This is a genomic window from Muricauda brasiliensis (genome assembly GCF_003057865.1).
Taxonomy (GTDB): domain Bacteria; phylum Bacteroidota; class Bacteroidia; order Flavobacteriales; family Flavobacteriaceae; genus Flagellimonas; species Flagellimonas chongwuensis.
The window spans coordinates 1-19482 of the sequence record NZ_QBTW01000015.1 but is presented as its reverse complement, the minus strand read 5'-3'; the positions used below and the strand labels follow the sequence as shown (position 1 = coordinate 19482).

The window sequence follows — 19482 nt, the reverse complement described above, 5'->3', positions numbered from 1 at the left end:
AAATAATAAAAAAGAAAAGGTTTTTAAACAAATGTTAATGTTAAAGGGTGCTTACAATTGTTCCAAGGCTTCCTTAGCCGTACTGACAGGGAGTTTGCAAGCTCCTTCTTGACATACATATACTAAGGTTTTACCCGGTACTTTCCTGTTTTTCAACAAATCAAGATTGCCATTCTTTTTGGAACCAGCTAAAATACTATTGGGCAGGTATTCCTTGCCAATTTGTTGTGCCATGTCCATATAGTCATCACCGATTATGGCGACCTCATAGAAATTTTTGTTGTTGAACAACACTAAATGCAACCAGTTGGAAAAACCCTGTGCCCTACGGTCAAAATCCTTTTGAACGTTTTTGAGCATTTGGTTTGATGTTTCCCCATAACCTTCACCTCGAAACAGCTTGTCAAATTTGTAGAGATTGATGGCCATCATGGAATTGGAGGAGGAGATAACGTTGTCGTCCACTTCTATGGTCCTCCTAATCAGGGATTGGTCTTGGTCCGAAGTATAAAAAAACATTCCAGATTCATTGTCGAAAAAGTGTTTTTTTGTGTATTTGAGAAGGTTTTTGGAAAGTTTTAGCCATTTTTCATCAAAAGTGACCTCGTAAAGTGCAAAATAAGCATCGATTACAGTGGCATAATCATCCAAAAATGCATTGATGGTACTGGTACCATTTTTATGGTTGCGGTAGAGTGAGCCATCTTCTTTTATAAGTTCCCGTTCAATAAATTCGGCGTTTTTTAAGGCAAGGTCCAAGTATGCCTCGTTTTCCAGATAACGATAGGCATCCACCAGTCCTTTAAGCATCAATCCGTTCCAAGATGTCAAGATTTTGTCATCCAACCGTGGTCTCGGACGTTTATTTCTTTCATTTTTAAGTGTGGCTAGGCCCTTTTTTATGGTTTTCCTCAACGTTTCAATGTCAATGCCAAAACTGTTGGCAATCTCTTCATCGTTCTTGTCCCGGATAAGTACATAATTCTGCTCTTCCCAATGCCCGTAAGAGTTTATGTTAAAATATGCTTGGAACAGTTCAAAATCATTGCCCAGTAAATTGATAAGTTGCTCCTTCGTCCAAACATAATAGGCACCCTCTTCCAAATTTCCATGTTCGTCTAAACTGTCTGCATCCAATGAGGAATAGAATCCACCACTGTTGTCCAAAAGTTCCTCTTGGACAAAGGCAACTGTTTCGGCAACAACACCTTTGTACAGGTCATTTTTTGTAACGGCATAGGCCTTGGCATACAGACTGGTCAATTGACCATTGTCGTACAACATTTTCTCAAAGTGGGGAACATGCCATTTCACATCAACGGCATAGCGGGAAAACCCTCCGCCCACATGGTCATAAACACCTCCGTAGGCCATCCGGGTTAGAGTTGTGTCCACAAACTCCATGATTTCCGGTTTGTTGGTGGTTGTGGCATAGTGTAATAAAAAGTCCCAATTGTTGGGCATCATAAATTTCGGAGCGCGCTTGTGTCCGCCCAAGAAAGTATCGAAGTACTGCGTCCAGTTTTGAACGGCACTATCCAACTGCTCCAAGGAATAGAGTTCACTGTCCACATTGTTTTCTATCAAGTTTATGGCCTGTAGTCCATTCGCCAGGTCGGTGGCATATTCCGTTACCCGTTGCTTATCGTTTTTATAAAGTTCGGCCAGTTGCTCCAAGGACTTTATCCAATTATCTTTTGGGACGTAGGTCGCACCCCAAAAAGGTCTGCCATCGGGCAGGGCCACAATATTGAGGGGCCACCCGCCTTGACCTGATATCATTTGGATGGCATCCATGTAAATCTGGTCCACATCTGGACGCTCTTCCCTATCAATCTTTATATTGATGAAGTTGTCGTTCATCACTTGGGCCACTGTTTCGTCCTCAAAACACTCTTTTTCCATAACATGGCACCAATGGCAGGCAGCGTAGCCAATACTTATGAGCAGAAGTTTATCCTCTTTTTGCGCTTTTTCCAGCACATCTGGATGCCAAGCTTCCCAATTTACCGGATTATGGGCATGTTGGAGCAAGTATGGGCTGGTTTCATGGATAAGGGCGTTGGTATGTTTATGGCTCATGTTGTCGGAATTTTGTTTGCAGCCAAGGGCTACGGTTCCAAATAATATGAAGAAAAGCACTTTTTTCATCACATGGGCGGTTTTGTGCATAAAAAAATGCGTCCGTTTCGGGACGCATTTTCTTTTCTTCATTTTTGTTATTGTACTTCAAAGGTAATCTTCACGTTTACCCTGTAGTTGTCAATTTTTCCATCTTTTACGGTAGCACTCTGCTCGTTGATGTAGATGGAACGAATGTTCTTAACTGATTTTGAGGCCTGCTCCAACGCATTGTTGGTAGCATCTTCCCAGCTCTTGCTGGAATTAGCCAATACTTCGATAACTTTTAAAACTGCCATGGTCAATGTATTTTTTAGATTTCCTTTAAGGTAACAAATTTTGACCGGAATAAGGCAGTGGCCTAGTTAATTATCCGTTAAGGGCAACAACTTCCTTGATTTTATCACCCATCATGTTTTTTAACATGGTCTCGATACCATTCTTTAGGGTGAAGGTGGATGATGGACAACCGCTACATGCTCCTTGAAGGATAACGCTCACGGTACCACTTTGCTCTTCATAGGATTGAAAAAGAATGTTTCCGCCATCACCGGCAACGGCTGGCTTCACATATTCTTCCAAAATGTCTATGATTTGAAGTGAGGTGTCATCGTAATCGGTGCCTGATTTTTTCTGCTCAATAGTTTCCTTGCCCTTTTGAATGGCTTCTGCCGTTACCACTTCCTTACCATCGGCAAGATAATCACGGATAAATTCGCGCAATTGCATATTGATTTCTTCCCAGTCGGCTACTTCATATTTGGTAACGGATACGTAGTTTTCGTCCATAAAAACCTCTTTTACAAAAGGTAAATGGAAAAGTTCCTTGGCCAGTGGTGAATCTTTGGCCTCGTCAATATTCTTGAACTCATACGTAGAGGGAACGATTCTTTTGTTGGAAACGAATTTCATTACGGCCGGGTTGGGTGTTACCTCAGCATATACCGTAATCGGCTCTTTTTTTGTAACCGCCTCTTCATTGACCACAGGTTCACCGGCGTTGAGGTACTCTACCAATTGTTGAGCCACTTCATCCTTTACATCGTCCCACTCCACAATGTCAAAACGTTCCAATGCCACAAAGTTGCTGGCAATGTAAACGGTCTTGATAAATGGGAGGTAGAAAAGTTGTTGGGCCAAAGGGGAGTTTTTGGCCTCATCAATATTTTTAAACTCGTAATTGCCCTTCACCAAAAAATGGTTGGCTTCCAGTTTTATTATTTTGGGGTTGTTGGTAGGAACAACCGTGATATTGAACTCTTTCATCTTGAATATTTGTTGCAAAAATACCAATAGTTGCGATGTGCAGCAAAATATTATAATAATGTGACAAGCTTATCGTTATTTAAGTGTTTTATAGTATTCGATAATCACTAGCCCCAACCGTCAGATGAGACGAATCTTAACCTCAATGTTTGTTGCCTTGTTTTTTGGCTCATTTGCCAAGGCCCAGGAAGGTATTCCCGTGTATTTTGATTACTTGGCGGATAATTATTATCTGGTATATCCATCAATGGCGGGTATTTCGGAAGGTACCAAAGTTCGCCTAACAGCAAGAAAACAGTGGTTCAGTGTGGACGAAGCGCCCAACTTACAAACATTGAACATTAATTCTCGAGTTGGGGAACGCAGCGGAATAGGGGGAATTCTTTTCAACGATTCCAACGGTTACCATTCGCAAACAGGGTTCAAGGCCACGTATGCGCACCACTTGCAGTTGGCTGGCGATTTTAGGACGCTCAACCAGTTATCTTTTGGACTGAGCGCTGGTGTAATACTGAGCAGTTTGGACGAGACGGAATTTAGGTCCGTAGTTCCTGACCCGGTTGTCACAGGGGTCAAAAACACCACTAGTTATTTTAATGTAGATCTAGGGGCATCCTATAATCTGTTTGAGTTTTATGCACATGTCGCTGTACTGAATCTTTTGGGAAGTGGACGTGATCTATACACTGCCGCGGAATTTGATAATCTAAGGCGCTATTTGTTCTCTGTAGGTTATGTGTTCGGGAAAACTACCCGAATCGAGCCTTCCATTTTGTTCCAAATGACCGACTTTACCAAAGAGAAGACGGTGGACCTGAACGCAAAAGTATATCGAGATCTAAGTTTTGGAACCGTTTGGGCCGGATTGTCCTACCGTCGTAGTTTTGATGGAGCACAATTTCAATCCAACGGGAATTTTGGCGAGCAACGTCTTCAATTATTTACACCTATTATCGGGGTCAATGTAAACCGATTCATGTTCTCTTACAACTATTCGTATCAGTCTGGGGATATCCGTTTTGATAATGGAGGCTTCCATCAAATTACTTTGGGATACGACTTCGGGCAAAGCGACCAAGGCAAGCGTTATGACTGTTATTGCCCTGCGGCCAATAACTAAAATGGCCCATCTTTTTATGATGGACCATTTCAATCTAAAAAGCGTCAATATTATTTTTTATCCCAAGTATAGTTTTTCTTTGATGCCTGGGCCTTTATAGCGGATAACATCGCATTTTCCAATTCGCCGGTTTCCTCTTTTTGATTCTCGGCAATGTAAACCTCTCGTTTGGCATTGAGTTCCTGTATTTGTTTTTGAATCTCTTCCCGTTCCGCCTTCTTTTGTTTTACATAAGCTTTGATCTCACTTTCAGATTTTCCTCGAAGTTCTTCGGGCAGATCTTTTTGTGGTAGTTCAGCAATCAAAGATTCATCATCTTCGGCAGCATCTACAAGGTCCCAAGTCGAGTTTTTGTAGAGTCTGGAACTTTTGCTCACAGCTCTTTTCACGGCTACCACCTCTTCCAATTCTGCTGCATTTGCATCTTGGGCATATTGCAGCTCCTTTTTTTGTCGGCCAATGGAGCCGTAGGAAATATAGGTGCCGTTCAATTTTGAATTTAACTTAATGATGACATCGTCATAAGGCGTGTTAATGTGGACAACCTGTCTGTTATGGTCAATGGCCATATATTCACCGCCGGTAAGTGTAGCACCGCTCTTCCACATGGTGGAAATTCCCTGTTCGTAGTTGCCACAAAAAATGGTGTTTACAATAACATCCTTTTCTTTGGCATTGGTGGTGGCATCTTTGTAATCCAGTTTTCCTTGAGTGAAGGGTTCATTGCCCGCGATAAAAATCATTTTAAGGTCATCTGCGTTCTTGCCCCAATCCAATTGTTTTAATGAGGTATGGATAACCTGTCCACAATACTCTTCACCACCATTTGTGGTCAGTGAGAACAATTTTTCCGAAATTTCGTCCAGATCGTTGCTGAAACCCAACACCTGTCTGATGTATCCTTCACGTGAAGAAAGATTGTCATTTCCATATTCATAAAGTGCAATTTGAAGTGATGGTCTCTTGTTGGTGCCGCATTTGGCATGGGTAAACTCATTGACAATGTCCCACAATTGTGCTTTTGCCTGATTGATGAGTCCGTCCATACTATTGCTCGTATCCAAAAGCAGTGCAATTTTAACGTATTGCTCTGAAGGCTTTTCGGTTGCGGACCGAGTGACTAAAGTTGTTTTCTCTTTCGTGTGTGCATTAAGGTTGCAACCGTAACTTGTACCTGTCATAAATAACAGAAAAGCCGAACCTAAAAAGTAATTCATATGTTTCATGATGCAATAATTTTTAAAGTTGAGGTAAATGTATCGGCAACTTTGTTCAATTAAAATCTGGAATGAGTGACCTGGCATTTCAAATGAGTGAATGGAACCAACAACTTCGTAAGATGGTAAAAAAGGGTGGTTTTTTAGTGGATTTCGGTAGGTGACCATTTTTTAAAATGCTTGGGATGCAGTATGTTTACCTAACATATGGCTCGCCACATTTACATATTACTATTGATTCTTTTCTCCTCGTTGGGTTCTCTGGCGCAAGTGGGAAATGCACAGGGTCAAATACAGATCAAGGGCTCGGTAAAGGGCAAGGAAAACTACGCCCCCATTTCTGGAGTTCGTGTATCTACCGATAAAGGTGCCTTTACCACTACAAATGCCTTGGGCGAGTTTGTTATCAGGGCTTCCGTAGGAGATATATTGATGGTTGAAGGACCTGAACTGGAAACCGTGCGTTACCGTATCAAATCTGGTGAAGATGTGGATGTTTTGGTGGAAGGTTATCCTAGTGGAGTTTCAAAAAGGCAAAAGCGGGAAGCAGTTGGTTCAAGGAATTCCCTTGTGGACCATCAACGGTTTTTGGATTCCGCCAACGCTTACAAGAAAACCGATTTGGAAAAGAGCATCGATTTTATCGCACGTTCCATGGAGCCCTTGGGCAGCTCAGGGAATAAAAATGAATTTTCTGCTTCATTGCGAACTTTGGGAGAAATCTATATGTTTCACGAACAGTACGATTTGGCCATCACCAATTTTAAGGATGCCTTGGCAGCTCAAGAATCCAACAAGACCAAAATACTTTTGGGACGTGCTTACGTGCTGAACGGAAATTATGAAAGTGCCATCTCCATGCTGGAACCTCTGGTAACGGTAAGGAACATGGTTCCCTATCAGCGAATCGAGCTTTTTGAAGCTCTAGGCGATGCCAATAAGGAGCTGAACAAATTGAAAGAGGCCCAAGGGTACTATCAACAGGGCCTGCTTATTGCGGAAAAAAACCAAATCTCCCCCAAGGAAATCGACCTCAACTCTAAAATTGCTGATGTATTTGCAAGCGAAGATAGGGTAATAGAAGCCGAAGGGTTTTATCAAAATTCCTTGAACTTGTCAAAAGAAGTAGCGCCCGAACGATTGATTCAGGAAAGCGAGAAGGTTGCGGATTTCTACAATCAGAAAAGCCGATATGATGATGAGATCCAATTGAGAAAAAGAAATCTGGACGAATTAAAGCAGATGCCAAGGGCCAGTGTGGCCACCAGAGGACTGGGAATCAATACACGGGATACCATAACCTCTCAGCGCATCAATTATAAAATTGCCAACGCCTATATCGCACAGGACAAATTAGAGGAAGCAATTCCGTATCTGGAAAAAAGTATAGTGGAAGCGGACAAGGATGATGACCTGGTAGTGCAAAAGGACGCTACGCGAAAATTATCCGAAGTGTACGGCTACAAAGGTGATTACGGCAAGGCATTGGCATCTTATCAGGATTATGTGGCCGTGGTGGATAGCCTATATGTTCGAAAGGAGCAGGAAATTTCCAGGGCAGCACGTTTTAACCGAGAGATTGCAAACACACAAAACCGAATTTCCAGTTTGGAACAGGAAAGGGAGCTAAGTCAGAGCAAATATAGTCTGGCGGTAACGGAGCAGCAATTGTACGAGGAGACCAGTAAGCGACAAAAATGGATTATCTACTCACTGATATTTGGAATTGCCCTGATGGCACTTACCGCATTTTTGTATTACAGGAGCAACAGGCAGCAAAAATTTGCCAATAACCTTCTGGCATTGAAATCGCTCCGGACACAAATGAACCCGCATTTTATTTTTAATGCGCTCAACTCCGTCAATACCTATATCGCCAAGAGCGACGAGCGAAGTGCCAATCGGTTTTTAAGTGAATTCTCCGTGTTGATGCGCAGCGTACTCGAAAATTCAGAAGAAGATTTTATTCCGTTGGCCAAGGAACTGGAGCTGTTGGAACTATACGTGAAATTGGAGCATTCGCGGTTTTCGGACAAGTTTGATTACGAAATAGATGTGGATAGGAAAATAGATGTGGATGCCTTTCAGATTCCGCCCATGTTATTGCAGCCCTACATAGAAAATGCAATTTGGCACGGACTGCGGTATAGGGAGGAAAAGGGTTGCCTTAAAATCAAAGTTCGGCAAGTCACTGATGATATGCTGGAAATTCGTATCGAGGACGATGGTATAGGAAGAAAAAGGTCCGCTGAATTGAAGACCACCAATCAAAAGAAACAGAAATCCAAGGGCATGGGCAACATAAAAAAACGCATCCAGATTTTGAACGACATGTATAAAAACCGGGTGGATGTGTCCATTGCTGATTTAAACAAAGACCAAACAGGAACCAGGGTTTCCTTAAAACTTAAAAAGCAATAATGGAACTAAAAGCAGTAATTGTGGAAGATGAGGCCAATAGCCGTGAAATTCTTCGTAACTATTTGGCCAAGTATTGCGATAAAGTCACATTGTTGGGCGAAGGGGCTACCATTGAAGAAGGTCTGCGGCAAATTAAAAAGCACGACCCCGACTTGGTGTTTTTGGATGTGGAAATGCCCTTTGGAAATGCTTTTGACCTGTTGGACCAAATCCCTGAACGCACTTTTGAAACCATTTTTGTGACGGCCTACAACCAATATGCCATGGATGCACTCAATCATCATGCGGCCTATTATTTGATGAAACCCATCAATATTGATGAGTTGATAAAAGCAGTGGACTATGTGCGTACCATCAAGGAAAAGGAGAATGCCTTGGAGGGACAGGTGCTGCAAGCTCGGTCCGTGAAGGCTGAAGGAAAAATAACATTGCCCCAACAAGATGGTTTCCAAGTGTTGGAGGTTGCCGATATCTATTTCTGCAAAGCGGACGATAATTATACCGAAATCTATCTGGAAAAAAGGAAAATAGTTGTGAGCAAAACCCTCAAATATTTTGAAGAAGCCCTGCAATCGCATTCTTTTGCCCGAATTCATAAATCCTATTTGGTCAACGTGACCGAGGTGGTGAAGTACAAAAAAGGCAAGGGAGGTAGTGTGGTGTTGTCCAACGGGAAAGAACTTTCCGTTTCGGCATCCAAAAAGGCGGAACTATTGTCGTATTTTCAATAAATTATTCATCATCCCATGTCGAGGAAGGTGAAACAAAGTCAAAATATATCAGCATGATTATAAAACCGGTACGGGGAAAATCTCCTGAGTTTGGAAAGGATTGTTTTATCGCGGAAAATGCAACCATTGTGGGTGAGGTAACTATGGGAGACCAATGCAGTGTTTGGTTCAACGCAGTAATACGTGGCGATGTCCATTTTATCAAAATGGGAAATAAAGTGAATGTGCAGGATGGTGCGGTGATCCACTGCACTTACGAAAAATCCCCGACCACTATCGGGAACAACGTCTCCATAGGCCATAATGCTTTAGTACATGGTTGCACGATCAAGGACAATGTGCTGGTGGGTATGGGAAGCATTATTATGGATGACTGTATGGTGGAGAGCAATTCCATTATTGCTGCAGGAGCGGTAGTTACCAAAGGGACACATGTGGAAGCGGGAAGTATTTATGCCGGAATGCCCGCCAAAAAGATAAAGGATATCAGCCCTGAACTGTCCAAAGGAGAAATAGACAGGATTGCCAACAATTACGTGAAATACGCCAGTTGGTTCAAAGAACAATAGTAATCGAGCAAACGATAAATTGAATATTCCCTATTTTTGTGCCACTCAAAAAAATCGACAACAATGAACGCATATATTTTTCCAGGACAAGGTGCACAATTTGTAGGTATGGGCTTGGACCTGTACGAAAATCACTCCGAGGCACAGGAACTTTTTGAAAAAGCCAACGAAATTCTTGGTTTTTCCATTACCGACATTATGTTCGAAGGTACGGCCGAGGACCTAAAACAGACCAAGGTGACCCAACCCGCCATTTTTTTACATTCTGTAATCTTGAGCAAGGTGTTGGGGGATAGTTTTAAGCCGGATATGGTGGCCGGACATTCCTTGGGGGAATTCTCCGCCTTGGTAGCAAATGGCACCTTGAACTTTGAGGATGGCCTAAAATTAGTGTCACAGCGGGCGCTTGCCATGCAAAAAGCGTGCGAGATACAACCCAGTACCATGGCCGCCGTTTTGGGGCTGGAAGATGAGGTAGTGGAGAAAATCTGTTCGGAAGTGGAAGGTGTAGTGGTGCCTGCAAACTACAATTGTCCAGGGCAATTGGTAATTTCTGGTGAAGTGGATGCTGTTAATGTAGCCTGTGAAAAATTGAAAGAGGCCGGAGCAAGAAGAGCTTTGTTGTTGCCAGTGGGCGGAGCTTTCCATTCCCCGTTGATGGAGCCTGCTAGGGAAGAATTGGCCGCAGCCATAGAATCAACAGAATTTAAAACGCCGAGCTGCCCTATTTATCAAAATGTGACCACGACGGCAGTATCCGACCCGATTGAAATTCAAAAGAATTTAATACTACAGTTGACCGCTCCCGTAAAGTGGACGCAAAGCGTTCAGCAAATGGTAAAAGGCGGGGCTACATCCTTTGTGGAAGTAGGGCCGGGCAAGGTGTTGCAAGGGTTGGTGAAAAAAATTCACGGTGAGGCCGAAACCAGTTCCGCAGTGGTTTCTTAAGCACGGAAAACAGTTCATCCGAATAAATTGAGATTTAAACTAATTGGCAAGGTTGTTCCTTGCCTTTTTTGTAATATTGGTTCACCCAACTTACCAACTACACGCAGGCAAAAAGAACATAACTGAAAAGCACGCAATAAATAATGCAAGCTCGGCTAAAAACAACCTCATCAATACCATCTGCCGCTATGGATCGTGGTGGTATTTTGTTTATTCTTTTTCTACTATTGGGTATCGGTGTTGGCTTTGGGCAAACCGTTTCTATAACCGCAAGCGAACCTAATGCCAGCGAGGCAGGCCTTACTTCTGGTGAGTTTACTATTTCTGTAACAGGAGGTTTGTTTTTATCTTCTCCGGTGCAGGTTTTTTTAGAGGTCGATGCAAGCAGTACGGCAACATCAGGGGTAGATTATACTGCATTGCCATCCTCTGTGAGTATTCCCATTATTTTAGGTAATGGTTCAGAGACATTGGACGTCGATGTATTGCAAGATCCTCTGGTCGAGTTTGATGAAACGGTTACCGTGAACATAGTTCCCAATGCTAATTATACAGTAGCCCCAGGTAGTGGTTCGGCCACAGTGACCATTTCAAGTGATGATATCCCCGATGGTACCTGTACCAATTTGGCAGCCCCTAACTTAGATGCCACAGAGCCCACTGTCTTCTGCGAGGCCATATTTGTGGATTTGGACAATTATGTGAACAATGTGAACGGGCCCGGGGGCACACAACTGGTGTGGTCCAGAAACCCTTCTCCGGATAACGTTGATGATCAAATTGATAGTAATATAGAGGACGGTTCCGGTGTATACTATGGATTCTATTACGATAATGCCAACGACTGCTACGGTGCCAGTTTAGAGCTGGAACTGGAAAGAAATTTTACACCTGAGATCGTGGAGACCACTGCGGAACAAATCTGTGGTTCGGGGACATCTGTATTGACGGTTACCGCTGAGGTGGAGGATTTGAGCGCCATAACCTATAGCTGGTTCGATAGTTTGGATGCAAATGCAAGTCCTGTCGCAACTGGAACCACCTTTGAGACCGGAGAGTTAACGGAAACAACATCCTTTTACGTGTCCGCGGCATCCAATGAATGTGCTTCCGAGCGTGAGGAAGTGGTGGTCACCGTGAACAATGAACCTTTGGCGGGGGCTCCGATAGATGGACTGCAAGCATGTAATGTCTCCAGTGATGATGGTCCGAATACTTTCGATTTGGATGATGGGCTTATTGGTCAAGATCCTGGAACTTGGACAATAATTACTGATCCTTCAGAAGGAAATGTGACAATCGGTGCTGAAAACATAGTCGATTTTACAGGGCTTCCCAGTGGGGATTACATTTTTGAATATACCACGAATACTGTTGGAAACTGTACAGAAACGGCTTCGGCACAGATTACCATAGCCGTACAAGATTGTATTTCCAATGAAGCGATTGATTTGGCCATAACAAAAACCGTAGAAGGCAGGTCTGCTTATTTGTTGGGAGAAGAAATAGTTTTTGTCATAAATGTGGAAAATGTGGATGAAAATTTGGTGATGGATATTGTGGTCACCGATATACTTGATGAAAATTTTGAATTTTTGGGTGCCGAACCATCATTGGGTAACTATAACCCAGATACGGGAGAATGGATCATCCCGGAAATGACTCCGACCGATTCAAATGCAATGTTGACCATAACAGTAAGAGCAAGAGGTCCAGGAGATATTCCGAATACGGTAGCATTGGTGTCCTCAGTACCTGTAGATGGTAACCCAGAGAACAACTCCGACACTGTAACGGTGAACGTAAATAGAAGCGAATGTGTATATCCGGGTACTATATGTAATATTTTTTCGCCCAATGGGGACGGGTATAACGATACCCTCACCTTGGTTGGTGACCATCTATTCCCCAATAATACATTCGAAATATTCGACCGCTATGGGAACAGTGTTTTCCAAATGGACGGGTACGATAGCTCATGGAACGGAACAGGCAAGAACGGTGATTTGCCCAAGGGCACCTATTTCTATGTCCTTGACCTTAATGGAGACGGAACAGACGTGTCAAAAGGATGGATACAAATTGTAAGAGACAACTAAAATGCCAGATATAAAAGGTTTGTTGAAATACGTAATATGCTTACTTACGCTATGTATGGTCATTGGTACCGTGTATGGACAAAAGGAGCCGCAGTACACTCAGTACATGTATAATATTGGTAGTTTTAACCCGGCATATGTCGGCACTGTGGAAAGTCCTGAAATAATTGGATTGTACCGCTCGCAATGGATGGATATCGATGGAGCGCCTACAACGATTAGGGGAGGTGCCAATATTCCTTTTAAGAATGAAAAAATGGGATTGGGAGTCAATGTGGTGAACGATGTTCTAGGACCATCCACACAAACATATTTTGATATTGCTTATTCCTATCAAATCCGATTATCTCAAGAAACCAAGCTCTCTTTTGGACTAAATGCCGGAGGTTCAATGCTAGATATAGATTATTCCAAGGGTAATTTTGAAAACCCATCGGACCCATCGATATTGGGGGGTAAATACAATAGTTTTTATCCCACTGTGGGGGCAGGTCTTTTTATGTACCATGAAGAAGACTGGTACCTTGGGGTCTCTGTACCCAACTTTTTGACAAATGCATTATACAATAACGAAGTGGCGACCATCGTAGAAGATAATATGCAATTCAATGCCATTGGAGGGTATGTGTTCAAATTGGGAGAACAGACCAAATTTAAGCCTGCATTTTTGGTAAATTACTTAGAAGGTTCCCCAGTAACGGTAAACTTATCGGCCAATTTTCAGTTTTTGGATGCTCTCACTATTGGTGGGTCGTATCGATTGGACAATGCCGTAAGCGGGTTGGCGGGACTTCAGATTTCAAACGCGATGTTCATAGGGTACGCGTACGATTATGCTACCAATGGTCTGGGTGAATACAGCGGCGGTTCCCATGAGGCAATCATCAAGTTTTATATAGGACGGGGCGGTTTTGGTTCCGGAGGCAATAGGTCCAAGGGTAAAAAATCGAACGACAATAAAGGAAAGCAAATAGATTCCCCTAGATTTTTCTAACATGAGCCAAGTAAAAAACATACAATTGACACTTTGGGCTTGCCTACTGGGCATGGTGTTCGGCTTTGCTCAAAAAAGAAATTCCCCAGGAGATGTTTTCTTTTTTCAGTACGAATATCAAAAAGCGGTCGATGCCTACGAGAAGCAACTTTCAAAAGGAGTACTCACCAAACAGCAGTTCCTTAATCTGGCTGATGCCTATTTTGAAACCGAGAATTTTGAAAAAGCGTCCAAGACCTACATGGAAATCTTTGGAAAGGATTCTTTGATGGATGCCCATCATTACAACAAGATGCTTAGAAGCCTATCCCAGAATTCCAATACAGATCAAACGAATGGATTTTTATCCAAAGTTTCGTCAAGTTTTCCCAAGGAATTAATGGAGAACATGGAGTTCAATAAACAACTTCTAGAAAATGGCTCGCAAGAAAATCAGTTGGAATATGATATCTTCAATTTGAACGGAAACAGTCCTCAAACGGATTTTGCCCCTAGCTTTTACGATGATAAACTTTTGTTTTCCAGTGGACGACAAGTCAATAAAAAATTACGCTATGAGCCAGGCAATGAAGGGTATTTCCATATTTACGAATCAAATATTCAGCCTACTGGACTAGTTGCCTCCGTACAGTTGTTCAAATCGTTGAAGGATACGGATTACCACGAAGCAACACCATTCTATTCATCAAAATTGAACAGTATTTTTTATGTGCTGTCCAACACCGAGAATGGGGAACTTGCCTTTGACTCCAATGGAAAGAATGCCTTGGCCATTGCCAAACAAGCGATAGGAGGTTCCTATCAATTGTTATTGAAGGACTTGAGTACCTCTTTCTATTATCCCTTTTATGATGATGCTAACGGTAAGCTTTATTTTTCGGCCGATTTTGAGGACAGTTATGGCGGTACGGATATCTATTATGTGTACACCAATAATGGACAGGTAATGTCCGCTCCAATCAATTTGGGTCCGCGAATCAATTCGCCTGGAAACGAGGTTGCCCCGTACATATTTGAGAACAGCCTTTATTTCGCGTCCGATGTCTTTTATGGCCTTGGTGGCATGGATATTTATAAATCCAATATAGAAGATGATGGGTTTGGGATTCCAATCAATTTGGGAGAGCCCATCAACACCGAATTTGACGATTTTGGAATGATCATCCGTAACGAAGGAGATGGCTTGTTGGGTTATTTTGCATCCAACCGTAAAGGAGGTAAAGGAAAGGATGATATCTATGGGTTCAAGGTGGATGAAAAGCCAGGTCTCAAGACTATCACATTTAAAGGTGCTGTGGTAAACCAGAGTGGATCATCCCAAACAGTTCCCAACGTAGAAGTCAGTCTATGGGATATGAACGGGGCTATGCTGGCCAAAACAATTTCGGATGAAAATGGTGAATATCGTCTGGAAATTCCATACGAGAGCGAATTGGTGTTGGATGCATCCAAAGAGCGATATTCAAGATATATCAAGAAGTTTGTCCAAGATGAATTGGATGCTTTACAGAACACTACTTTCGATATTCCCGTTTCACTTTATGATGATTTAGTGGAAGAAAGGGAAGGTCAAAAAGTGGTGAAGTTGAATGACTTCTATTTTAAAACGGGGTCTACCCAACTTAATGATGATATCAAAGAAGAGCTTACCAAAGTTGTTGACTTCGTGCAAGCATTCCCAGATGCGCAACTACGAATAGAAACCTATACGGATAGTCGAGGAGGAAGCAGCACCAATTTTAAGCTTACTCAGGCACGTTCCGATGCCATTAAAAAATATCTGGTGGAAAGTGGTGTGCCAGCTACGAGTATTTTGTATTCCATTGGCTATGGAGAGGATAAAATCTTGAACAATTGTACCAATGGAGTGTTTTGTTTGGAAACATTGCACAGAAAGAATCAACGTTCTTTGGTCGTGATTCTCAACGATAATGTTCTGTTCGATTAATTAAATCAACAGCATCCAACAATAGTACAAAGCGAAGAGTGATAAAAAGAGCATTCCGCAGTAGGTCAGTACTTTTAATCCAATTTTTGGTTTATACGCTTCTGGTACATCTTTGCCTGTTACCGTTTTTAAATTCATCCAACCTAATAGCGGGGCAAAAACAAACGAGACGAAAGTGGCTAGGGCCACAAGATTTCCCATGTTGGCGCTGAACAAGCTTATAACAATCCAGTTGATCCACGCCATGGCAATCACCATCAAAGCAAAGGTATGTTTACCATTGTAGATGTTTTTTTTGGGAAATAATTTTTGAAGCACATCGAGACTGACTCTGGAAATAGCATCATGGGCCGTCATACAGGTGCTAAACATGGTGGCAAAGGCAGCCACCGCAATAAAAAAGTAGGCCCAGCTACCAATGTGTGTTGTAAAAAGGCTGACCAATTGATCGGCGAAAATCACAGAATTGTTGCTGAGTTCCGTTCCGGTACCGTACAGGGTCATCCACCCTATGATCATAAAAAACAAAGCTAAGACCGCTGTCAGAATATATCCAACGTTGAATTCTTGCAGAGCAAGTTTAAGAGACGGTTTGTTCTTCATGGTTTTTAAATTTTCCATGCCCCATAAGCTTACCCAGCCAGATGCCTCCACCGCGGTGGGCATCCATCCAACAAGTCCTATCAAAAATAAAATGCCAACCTCGTTAAAAATTTCCGGCCTTTGATAGGAGGAAGCATTGGGCACCGGCCCTTTTTGTAATACCATAACGGTTGTAATCAAAAGAGCGATGAAAAGTATGGTGATCACCGCTTTCAAGGAATTTTCCAAGAATCGATACTTGCCAATGATGAGCAAAAGACTGATAAATACAAAAAGTCCAAATGCAATCGCGCCCGCCCCTACGTAAGTTACCTCGAACAAGTTCATGAACAATCCAGCTGTAACAACATACAACGCCGCCAAAATGGTAAAGGTGGAAATCAACGTTACAAAGGCATAGATGTACAGATAAGTCTTTCCTAGATTGGTGTACCCCTCAATCAAGCTTTTTTCTGTCACCGTGGTATAGCGAATCCCGAACTCAAAAAAAGGATACTTGAGCAAATTGGCCAAGATAATGGGAATCACCATCACCCATCCATATTGGGCACCTGCTTTGGTGGACAGTACCAAATGCGAGGTGCCAATGGCCATACTGGCGAACAATAGGCCAGGGCCAAGCGCTTTCAACAGTGCCTTCATGCGGTTTGTTGGTTAATTTTCAGGGAGGAAGATATGTTTTTTTGTTGAAATTTTTCAGTTTCCCCCCTAGAGGCAATCGTTTATTCTTTTCCCAAAAGTGATTTTTGGAATAGTTTAAAAATACGGGTGTATTCATCTGTCCAACTACTTGGTTCCACAAAACCATGTCGCTCTACAGGATAAACTGCCATTTCCCAGTTTTCTTTGCCAAGTTCTATCAACCGTTGAGAAAGGCGAACCATGTCCTGAAAATGTACATTATCGTCCACCATACCGTGAAGAATCAAAAGGTCACCTTCTAATCCATCTGCAAAATAAATAGGTGAACTTCGTTTATAGGCCAAACTATCGGTAGCCGGCGTGTTCAAGATTCGAGCCGTGTAGCCATGGTTGTAGGCTGCCCAATCGCCCACGGAGCGGATTGCACCTCCGGCACTGAACGTTTCCGGCGCGTTGAACATTCCCATTAGAGTGATAAACCCACCGTAAGAACCACCGTAGATTCCAATTTTATCTGAATCAATACCGTATTTCTCCTTCAGCATATTGGCGCCGTCCACTTGGTCGGATAAATCCTTCCCGCCCATATGTCGGTAAATTCCAGTCCGCCAATCTCTGCCGTAGCCCGCACTTCCGCGATAATCGATATCGAGTACGGTATAACCATTATCTACCAATAAATTATGGAACATATACTCCCTAAAATAGGAGCTCCACCATTTATGCGCATTTTGAAGATAGCCCGCACCATGCACGAAAATTACGGCTGCTTTGTTTTTTACAGATGCATCCGGTTGGTACAGTCTTGCATACACTTCTGCCCCATCCGATGCCTTAAAAGTGATAATCTCCGGGTCTTTCCAGTCGTAAGTTTCAAAGTCATCGGTATTCGAATTTGTGATTTGTTCTGCTTCTGGATTTCCACCGACCTCCGCCGGGTTATCTTTGATAAACAATTCGGTAGGTTTGTTGGAGTAGGAGTATAAAATCGCCATTTTCTTCTCGTCGGGGGAAAGGGTTACATCATTTCCACCCGTCATGTTGGTCAATTGCTCCCATTTGCCCCCTTTGAGCTTCATGGTATAAAACTGTCGGTCTCCGGGATGCGTTTTATTGGAGGTAAAGTACCATTTGTCCTTGTCTTTTGATGGGAAAGCATCGTAGATTTCAAAATTCCCAGAGGTAAGGGCATCCATTTTTTTGTTGTTGATGCCCACCGTATATAAATGGGAATATCCAGTTTTTTCGGACATGAACCAAACCTTGTCATCACCGGGCATCCATCCTAGGGAGCCACCTCCCCATCTGCCAATGCCTGGTCCTGCTATCCAAGCTTCATCATGCTGACGGTCCAGCTGCTCCACTTTTCCAGTTTTTGGATCCAGCAATACAATCCAACGATCTTTATAATCATTGGCTTGGATATCCAACACGGCCCTTGTTCCGTTTGAATTCCAGGTTGGGCCATTAATAAAACCGATGCGATTATCGTTTTCATATGTTTTGTCAGGATAATCTTTGGTGTATTCCGGAATGTAATCCAAACCTTCCAAATTGTCTAAAACCACCGGATAGCTCTTGCGATTTTTGATGTCGTACACGAACATTTCATATTCTGTGGGTTCATCACCTACTTTGGAACGGGTATTTTGGTCTTCGGTGTAACCTGATTCTGTTACAAAATGCGGAACAATGGTACCTTTGGAATTGGGCCTATCCATCAATACATAAGTGATAAAATTTCCGGAAGGGTCCATTTCTATATTGATGACCGGCTTGCCCTTGGTTTCAATCTCCAACGGTTCCAAAGTTTCCAATTGATTGCTTATCTCTTCACCTGTGTCTTTTTTTATCTTACGCTCCTGCAAAACATCAAATAGTTCCAATTGGTCTTGGTACAGCCATTCATCTTTGGAATCGCGCTTGGGTTCGCTGTTTTTGGATTTTACAAATCGTGTTTTTTGCTCCAGGAGACCTGAAGCCATGTTCCAGGTAAAAAGTTCTCCATTTTGTTCAAAAGCGATGCTCTTGCCGTTATCCGTAAAATGCGGATTACTTTCCCTAGCTTGTGTTTTGGTAATAGGTTTGAATTGATGGGTTTTGAGGTCCAGTAAGAAAATATCGCCATTCTTGGCATAGACCGCCTGTGTTTTGTCCTGATTATAGGTCAATCGTGAAGAAGGAAGCGAGTTTGCATCCAAAAAGCCCACTTTATTAATTTTTTTGTTTGTTACGGAGTAGGCATAGAGTGAATCGCTCAGTGCCCCATCCGGGTTCCAATCAAAATACAATGTTTTGCCATCAGTGGCCCAATATGCGCTGGATGGTCTATGGCCGACAAAGTCATCCCCCTGCATAATGTCTTTGATCTGTAGAGAAGAAATATTGCCCTTTTGTGCAATTATGGAATTGATGCAGATAAAAAGAAACGCAAGGAAGCTAGAGGTTCTTAACATGATAATAATTTTTTTGAGAAAGTTAGTTTGTCAAATATCGGTTATTTTGATGGGTTTATTGGACAGGAAACTCAAAGGAAAACTAGAAAACTACTCGGTTTTATTCGTAGAAAAAGTATCTTTAAAACGAACAAAAGGTAATTAAGATTAAATCATTTCACTTAATTTTTTGAATTTCAATCAATTAAATTAAACCAAACTAACAGATGCAGATAATAGAGAATTCTACGGTGTACGATGCGATCATCGTGGGCTCCGGGGCCGGTGGTGGCATGTCGGCGAAGGTACTGTCGGAGGCCGGCCTAAAGGTGGCCGTTGTCGAGGCCGGCCCTTTCTTCGACCCGGCG

At 42.6% G+C, this 19482-nt stretch carries 15 protein-coding genes; 9 read left to right on the top strand and 6 right to left on the bottom strand.

Annotated elements, in window-relative coordinates:
- Nucleotides 1–51: 51 nt before the first annotated feature.
- From DCK90_RS11015 to DCK90_RS11005, 3 genes are all read right to left on the bottom strand, one after another.
- A complete protein-coding gene (locus DCK90_RS11015; RefSeq protein WP_108246444.1) occupies nucleotides 52–2151 on the bottom strand; it encodes a thioredoxin domain-containing protein in 2100 nt (699 codons plus the stop codon).
- A gap of 68 nt (nucleotides 2152–2219) precedes the next feature.
- Entirely contained in the window at nucleotides 2220–2420 is a 201-nt protein-coding gene (locus tag DCK90_RS11010) for a dodecin family protein (protein WP_108246270.1), read from the bottom strand.
- Between the two features lie 70 nt (nucleotides 2421–2490).
- Nucleotides 2491–3387, bottom strand: coding sequence for a NifU family protein (locus tag DCK90_RS11005; RefSeq protein WP_108246269.1), 897 nt, complete (start codon nucleotides 3385–3387; stop codon nucleotides 2491–2493).
- Between the two features lie 124 nt (nucleotides 3388–3511).
- On the opposite strand from DCK90_RS11005, the gene DCK90_RS11000 reads away from it, so the two are divergent.
- A complete protein-coding gene (locus DCK90_RS11000; protein ID WP_108246268.1) occupies nucleotides 3512–4507 on the top strand; it encodes a PorP/SprF family type IX secretion system membrane protein in 996 nt (331 codons plus the stop codon).
- Between the two features lie 50 nt (nucleotides 4508–4557).
- Here the strand turns inward: DCK90_RS11000 and DCK90_RS10995 are convergent, their stop codons facing one another.
- The gene (locus tag DCK90_RS10995; RefSeq protein ID WP_108246443.1) at nucleotides 4558–5733 is read right to left on the bottom strand and encodes a VWA domain-containing protein; all 1176 of its coding nucleotides are present in this window, start codon (nucleotides 5731–5733) and stop codon (nucleotides 4558–4560) included.
- Nucleotides 5734–5931: 198 nt separating this feature from the next.
- On the opposite strand from DCK90_RS10995, the gene DCK90_RS10990 reads away from it, so the two are divergent.
- From DCK90_RS10990 to DCK90_RS10960, 7 genes are all read left to right on the top strand, one after another.
- Nucleotides 5932–8145: a tetratricopeptide repeat-containing sensor histidine kinase gene (locus DCK90_RS10990; RefSeq protein ID WP_108246267.1), complete on the top strand. Its 2214-nt coding sequence runs from the start codon at nucleotides 5932–5934 to the stop codon at nucleotides 8143–8145.
- Nucleotides 8145–8876 (top strand): LytR/AlgR family response regulator transcription factor, encoded by a 732-nt coding sequence (locus DCK90_RS10985; RefSeq protein ID WP_108246266.1) that lies wholly within the window; start codon nucleotides 8145–8147, stop codon nucleotides 8874–8876. Before DCK90_RS10990 ends, DCK90_RS10985 begins: the two co-directional genes overlap by 1 nt.
- A gap of 53 nt (nucleotides 8877–8929) precedes the next feature.
- Nucleotides 8930–9445 (top strand): gamma carbonic anhydrase family protein, encoded by a 516-nt coding sequence (locus tag DCK90_RS10980; RefSeq protein ID WP_108246265.1) that lies wholly within the window; start codon nucleotides 8930–8932, stop codon nucleotides 9443–9445.
- Nucleotides 9446–9508: 63 nt separating this feature from the next.
- The gene (fabD, locus tag DCK90_RS10975) at nucleotides 9509–10393 is read left to right on the top strand and encodes an ACP S-malonyltransferase (RefSeq protein WP_108246264.1); all 885 of its coding nucleotides are present in this window, start codon (nucleotides 9509–9511) and stop codon (nucleotides 10391–10393) included.
- A 143-nt stretch (nucleotides 10394–10536) separates the two neighbouring features.
- Nucleotides 10537–12492, top strand: a complete 1956-nt coding sequence (locus DCK90_RS10970) for a T9SS type B sorting domain-containing protein (RefSeq protein ID WP_108246263.1) — start codon at nucleotides 10537–10539, stop codon at nucleotides 12490–12492.
- 1 nt (nucleotide 12493) lies between these two features.
- A complete protein-coding gene (locus tag DCK90_RS10965) occupies nucleotides 12494–13486 on the top strand; it encodes a PorP/SprF family type IX secretion system membrane protein (protein ID WP_108246262.1) in 993 nt (330 codons plus the stop codon).
- Between the two features lies 1 nt (nucleotide 13487).
- The gene (locus DCK90_RS10960; protein ID WP_108246261.1) at nucleotides 13488–15434 is read left to right on the top strand and encodes an OmpA family protein; all 1947 of its coding nucleotides are present in this window, start codon (nucleotides 13488–13490) and stop codon (nucleotides 15432–15434) included.
- Here DCK90_RS10960 and DCK90_RS10955 read toward each other — a convergent pair whose 3' ends face one another.
- Together DCK90_RS10955 and DCK90_RS10950 are read right to left on the bottom strand one after the other, a co-directional pair.
- Entirely contained in the window at nucleotides 15435–16679 is a 1245-nt protein-coding gene (locus tag DCK90_RS10955) for an NRAMP family divalent metal transporter (RefSeq protein ID WP_108246260.1), read from the bottom strand.
- Between the two features lie 80 nt (nucleotides 16680–16759).
- A complete protein-coding gene (locus DCK90_RS10950) occupies nucleotides 16760–19135 on the bottom strand; it encodes a S9 family peptidase (protein ID WP_108246259.1) in 2376 nt (791 codons plus the stop codon).
- Between the two features lie 206 nt (nucleotides 19136–19341).
- On the opposite strand from DCK90_RS10950, the gene DCK90_RS10945 reads away from it, so the two are divergent.
- Nucleotides 19342–19482: FAD-binding protein (locus tag DCK90_RS10945; RefSeq protein WP_159075819.1), on the top strand; the 141-nt coding region annotated here is incomplete at its 3' end.

Excerpts from the sequence above, each read along its gene's own strand:
- DCK90_RS11015 (WP_108246444.1), bottom strand. The coding sequence starts at position 2,151 with ATGAAAAAAGTGCTTTTCTTCATATTATTTGGAACCGTAGCCCTTGGC.
- DCK90_RS11010 (WP_108246270.1), bottom strand. The coding sequence starts at position 2,420 with ATGGCAGTTTTAAAAGTTATCGAAGTATTGGCTAATTCCAGCAAGAGC.
- DCK90_RS11005 (WP_108246269.1), bottom strand. The coding sequence starts at position 3,387 with ATGAAAGAGTTCAATATCACGGTTGTTCCTACCAACAACCCCAAAATA.
- DCK90_RS11000 (WP_108246268.1), top strand. The coding sequence starts at position 3,512 with ATGAGACGAATCTTAACCTCAATGTTTGTTGCCTTGTTTTTTGGCTCA.
- DCK90_RS10995 (WP_108246443.1), bottom strand. The coding sequence starts at position 5,733 with ATGAAACATATGAATTACTTTTTAGGTTCGGCTTTTCTGTTATTTATG.
- DCK90_RS10990 (WP_108246267.1), top strand. The coding sequence starts at position 5,932 with ATGGCTCGCCACATTTACATATTACTATTGATTCTTTTCTCCTCGTTG.
- DCK90_RS10985 (WP_108246266.1), top strand. The coding sequence starts at position 8,145 with ATGGAACTAAAAGCAGTAATTGTGGAAGATGAGGCCAATAGCCGTGAA.
- DCK90_RS10980 (WP_108246265.1), top strand. The coding sequence starts at position 8,930 with ATGATTATAAAACCGGTACGGGGAAAATCTCCTGAGTTTGGAAAGGAT.
- fabD (WP_108246264.1), top strand. The coding sequence starts at position 9,509 with ATGAACGCATATATTTTTCCAGGACAAGGTGCACAATTTGTAGGTATG.
- DCK90_RS10970 (WP_108246263.1), top strand. The coding sequence starts at position 10,537 with ATGCAAGCTCGGCTAAAAACAACCTCATCAATACCATCTGCCGCTATG.
- DCK90_RS10965 (WP_108246262.1), top strand. The coding sequence starts at position 12,494 with ATGCCAGATATAAAAGGTTTGTTGAAATACGTAATATGCTTACTTACG.
- DCK90_RS10960 (WP_108246261.1), top strand. The coding sequence starts at position 13,488 with ATGAGCCAAGTAAAAAACATACAATTGACACTTTGGGCTTGCCTACTG.
- DCK90_RS10955 (WP_108246260.1), bottom strand. The coding sequence starts at position 16,679 with ATGAAGGCACTGTTGAAAGCGCTTGGCCCTGGCCTATTGTTCGCCAGT.
- DCK90_RS10950 (WP_108246259.1), bottom strand. The coding sequence starts at position 19,135 with ATGTTAAGAACCTCTAGCTTCCTTGCGTTTCTTTTTATCTGCATCAAT.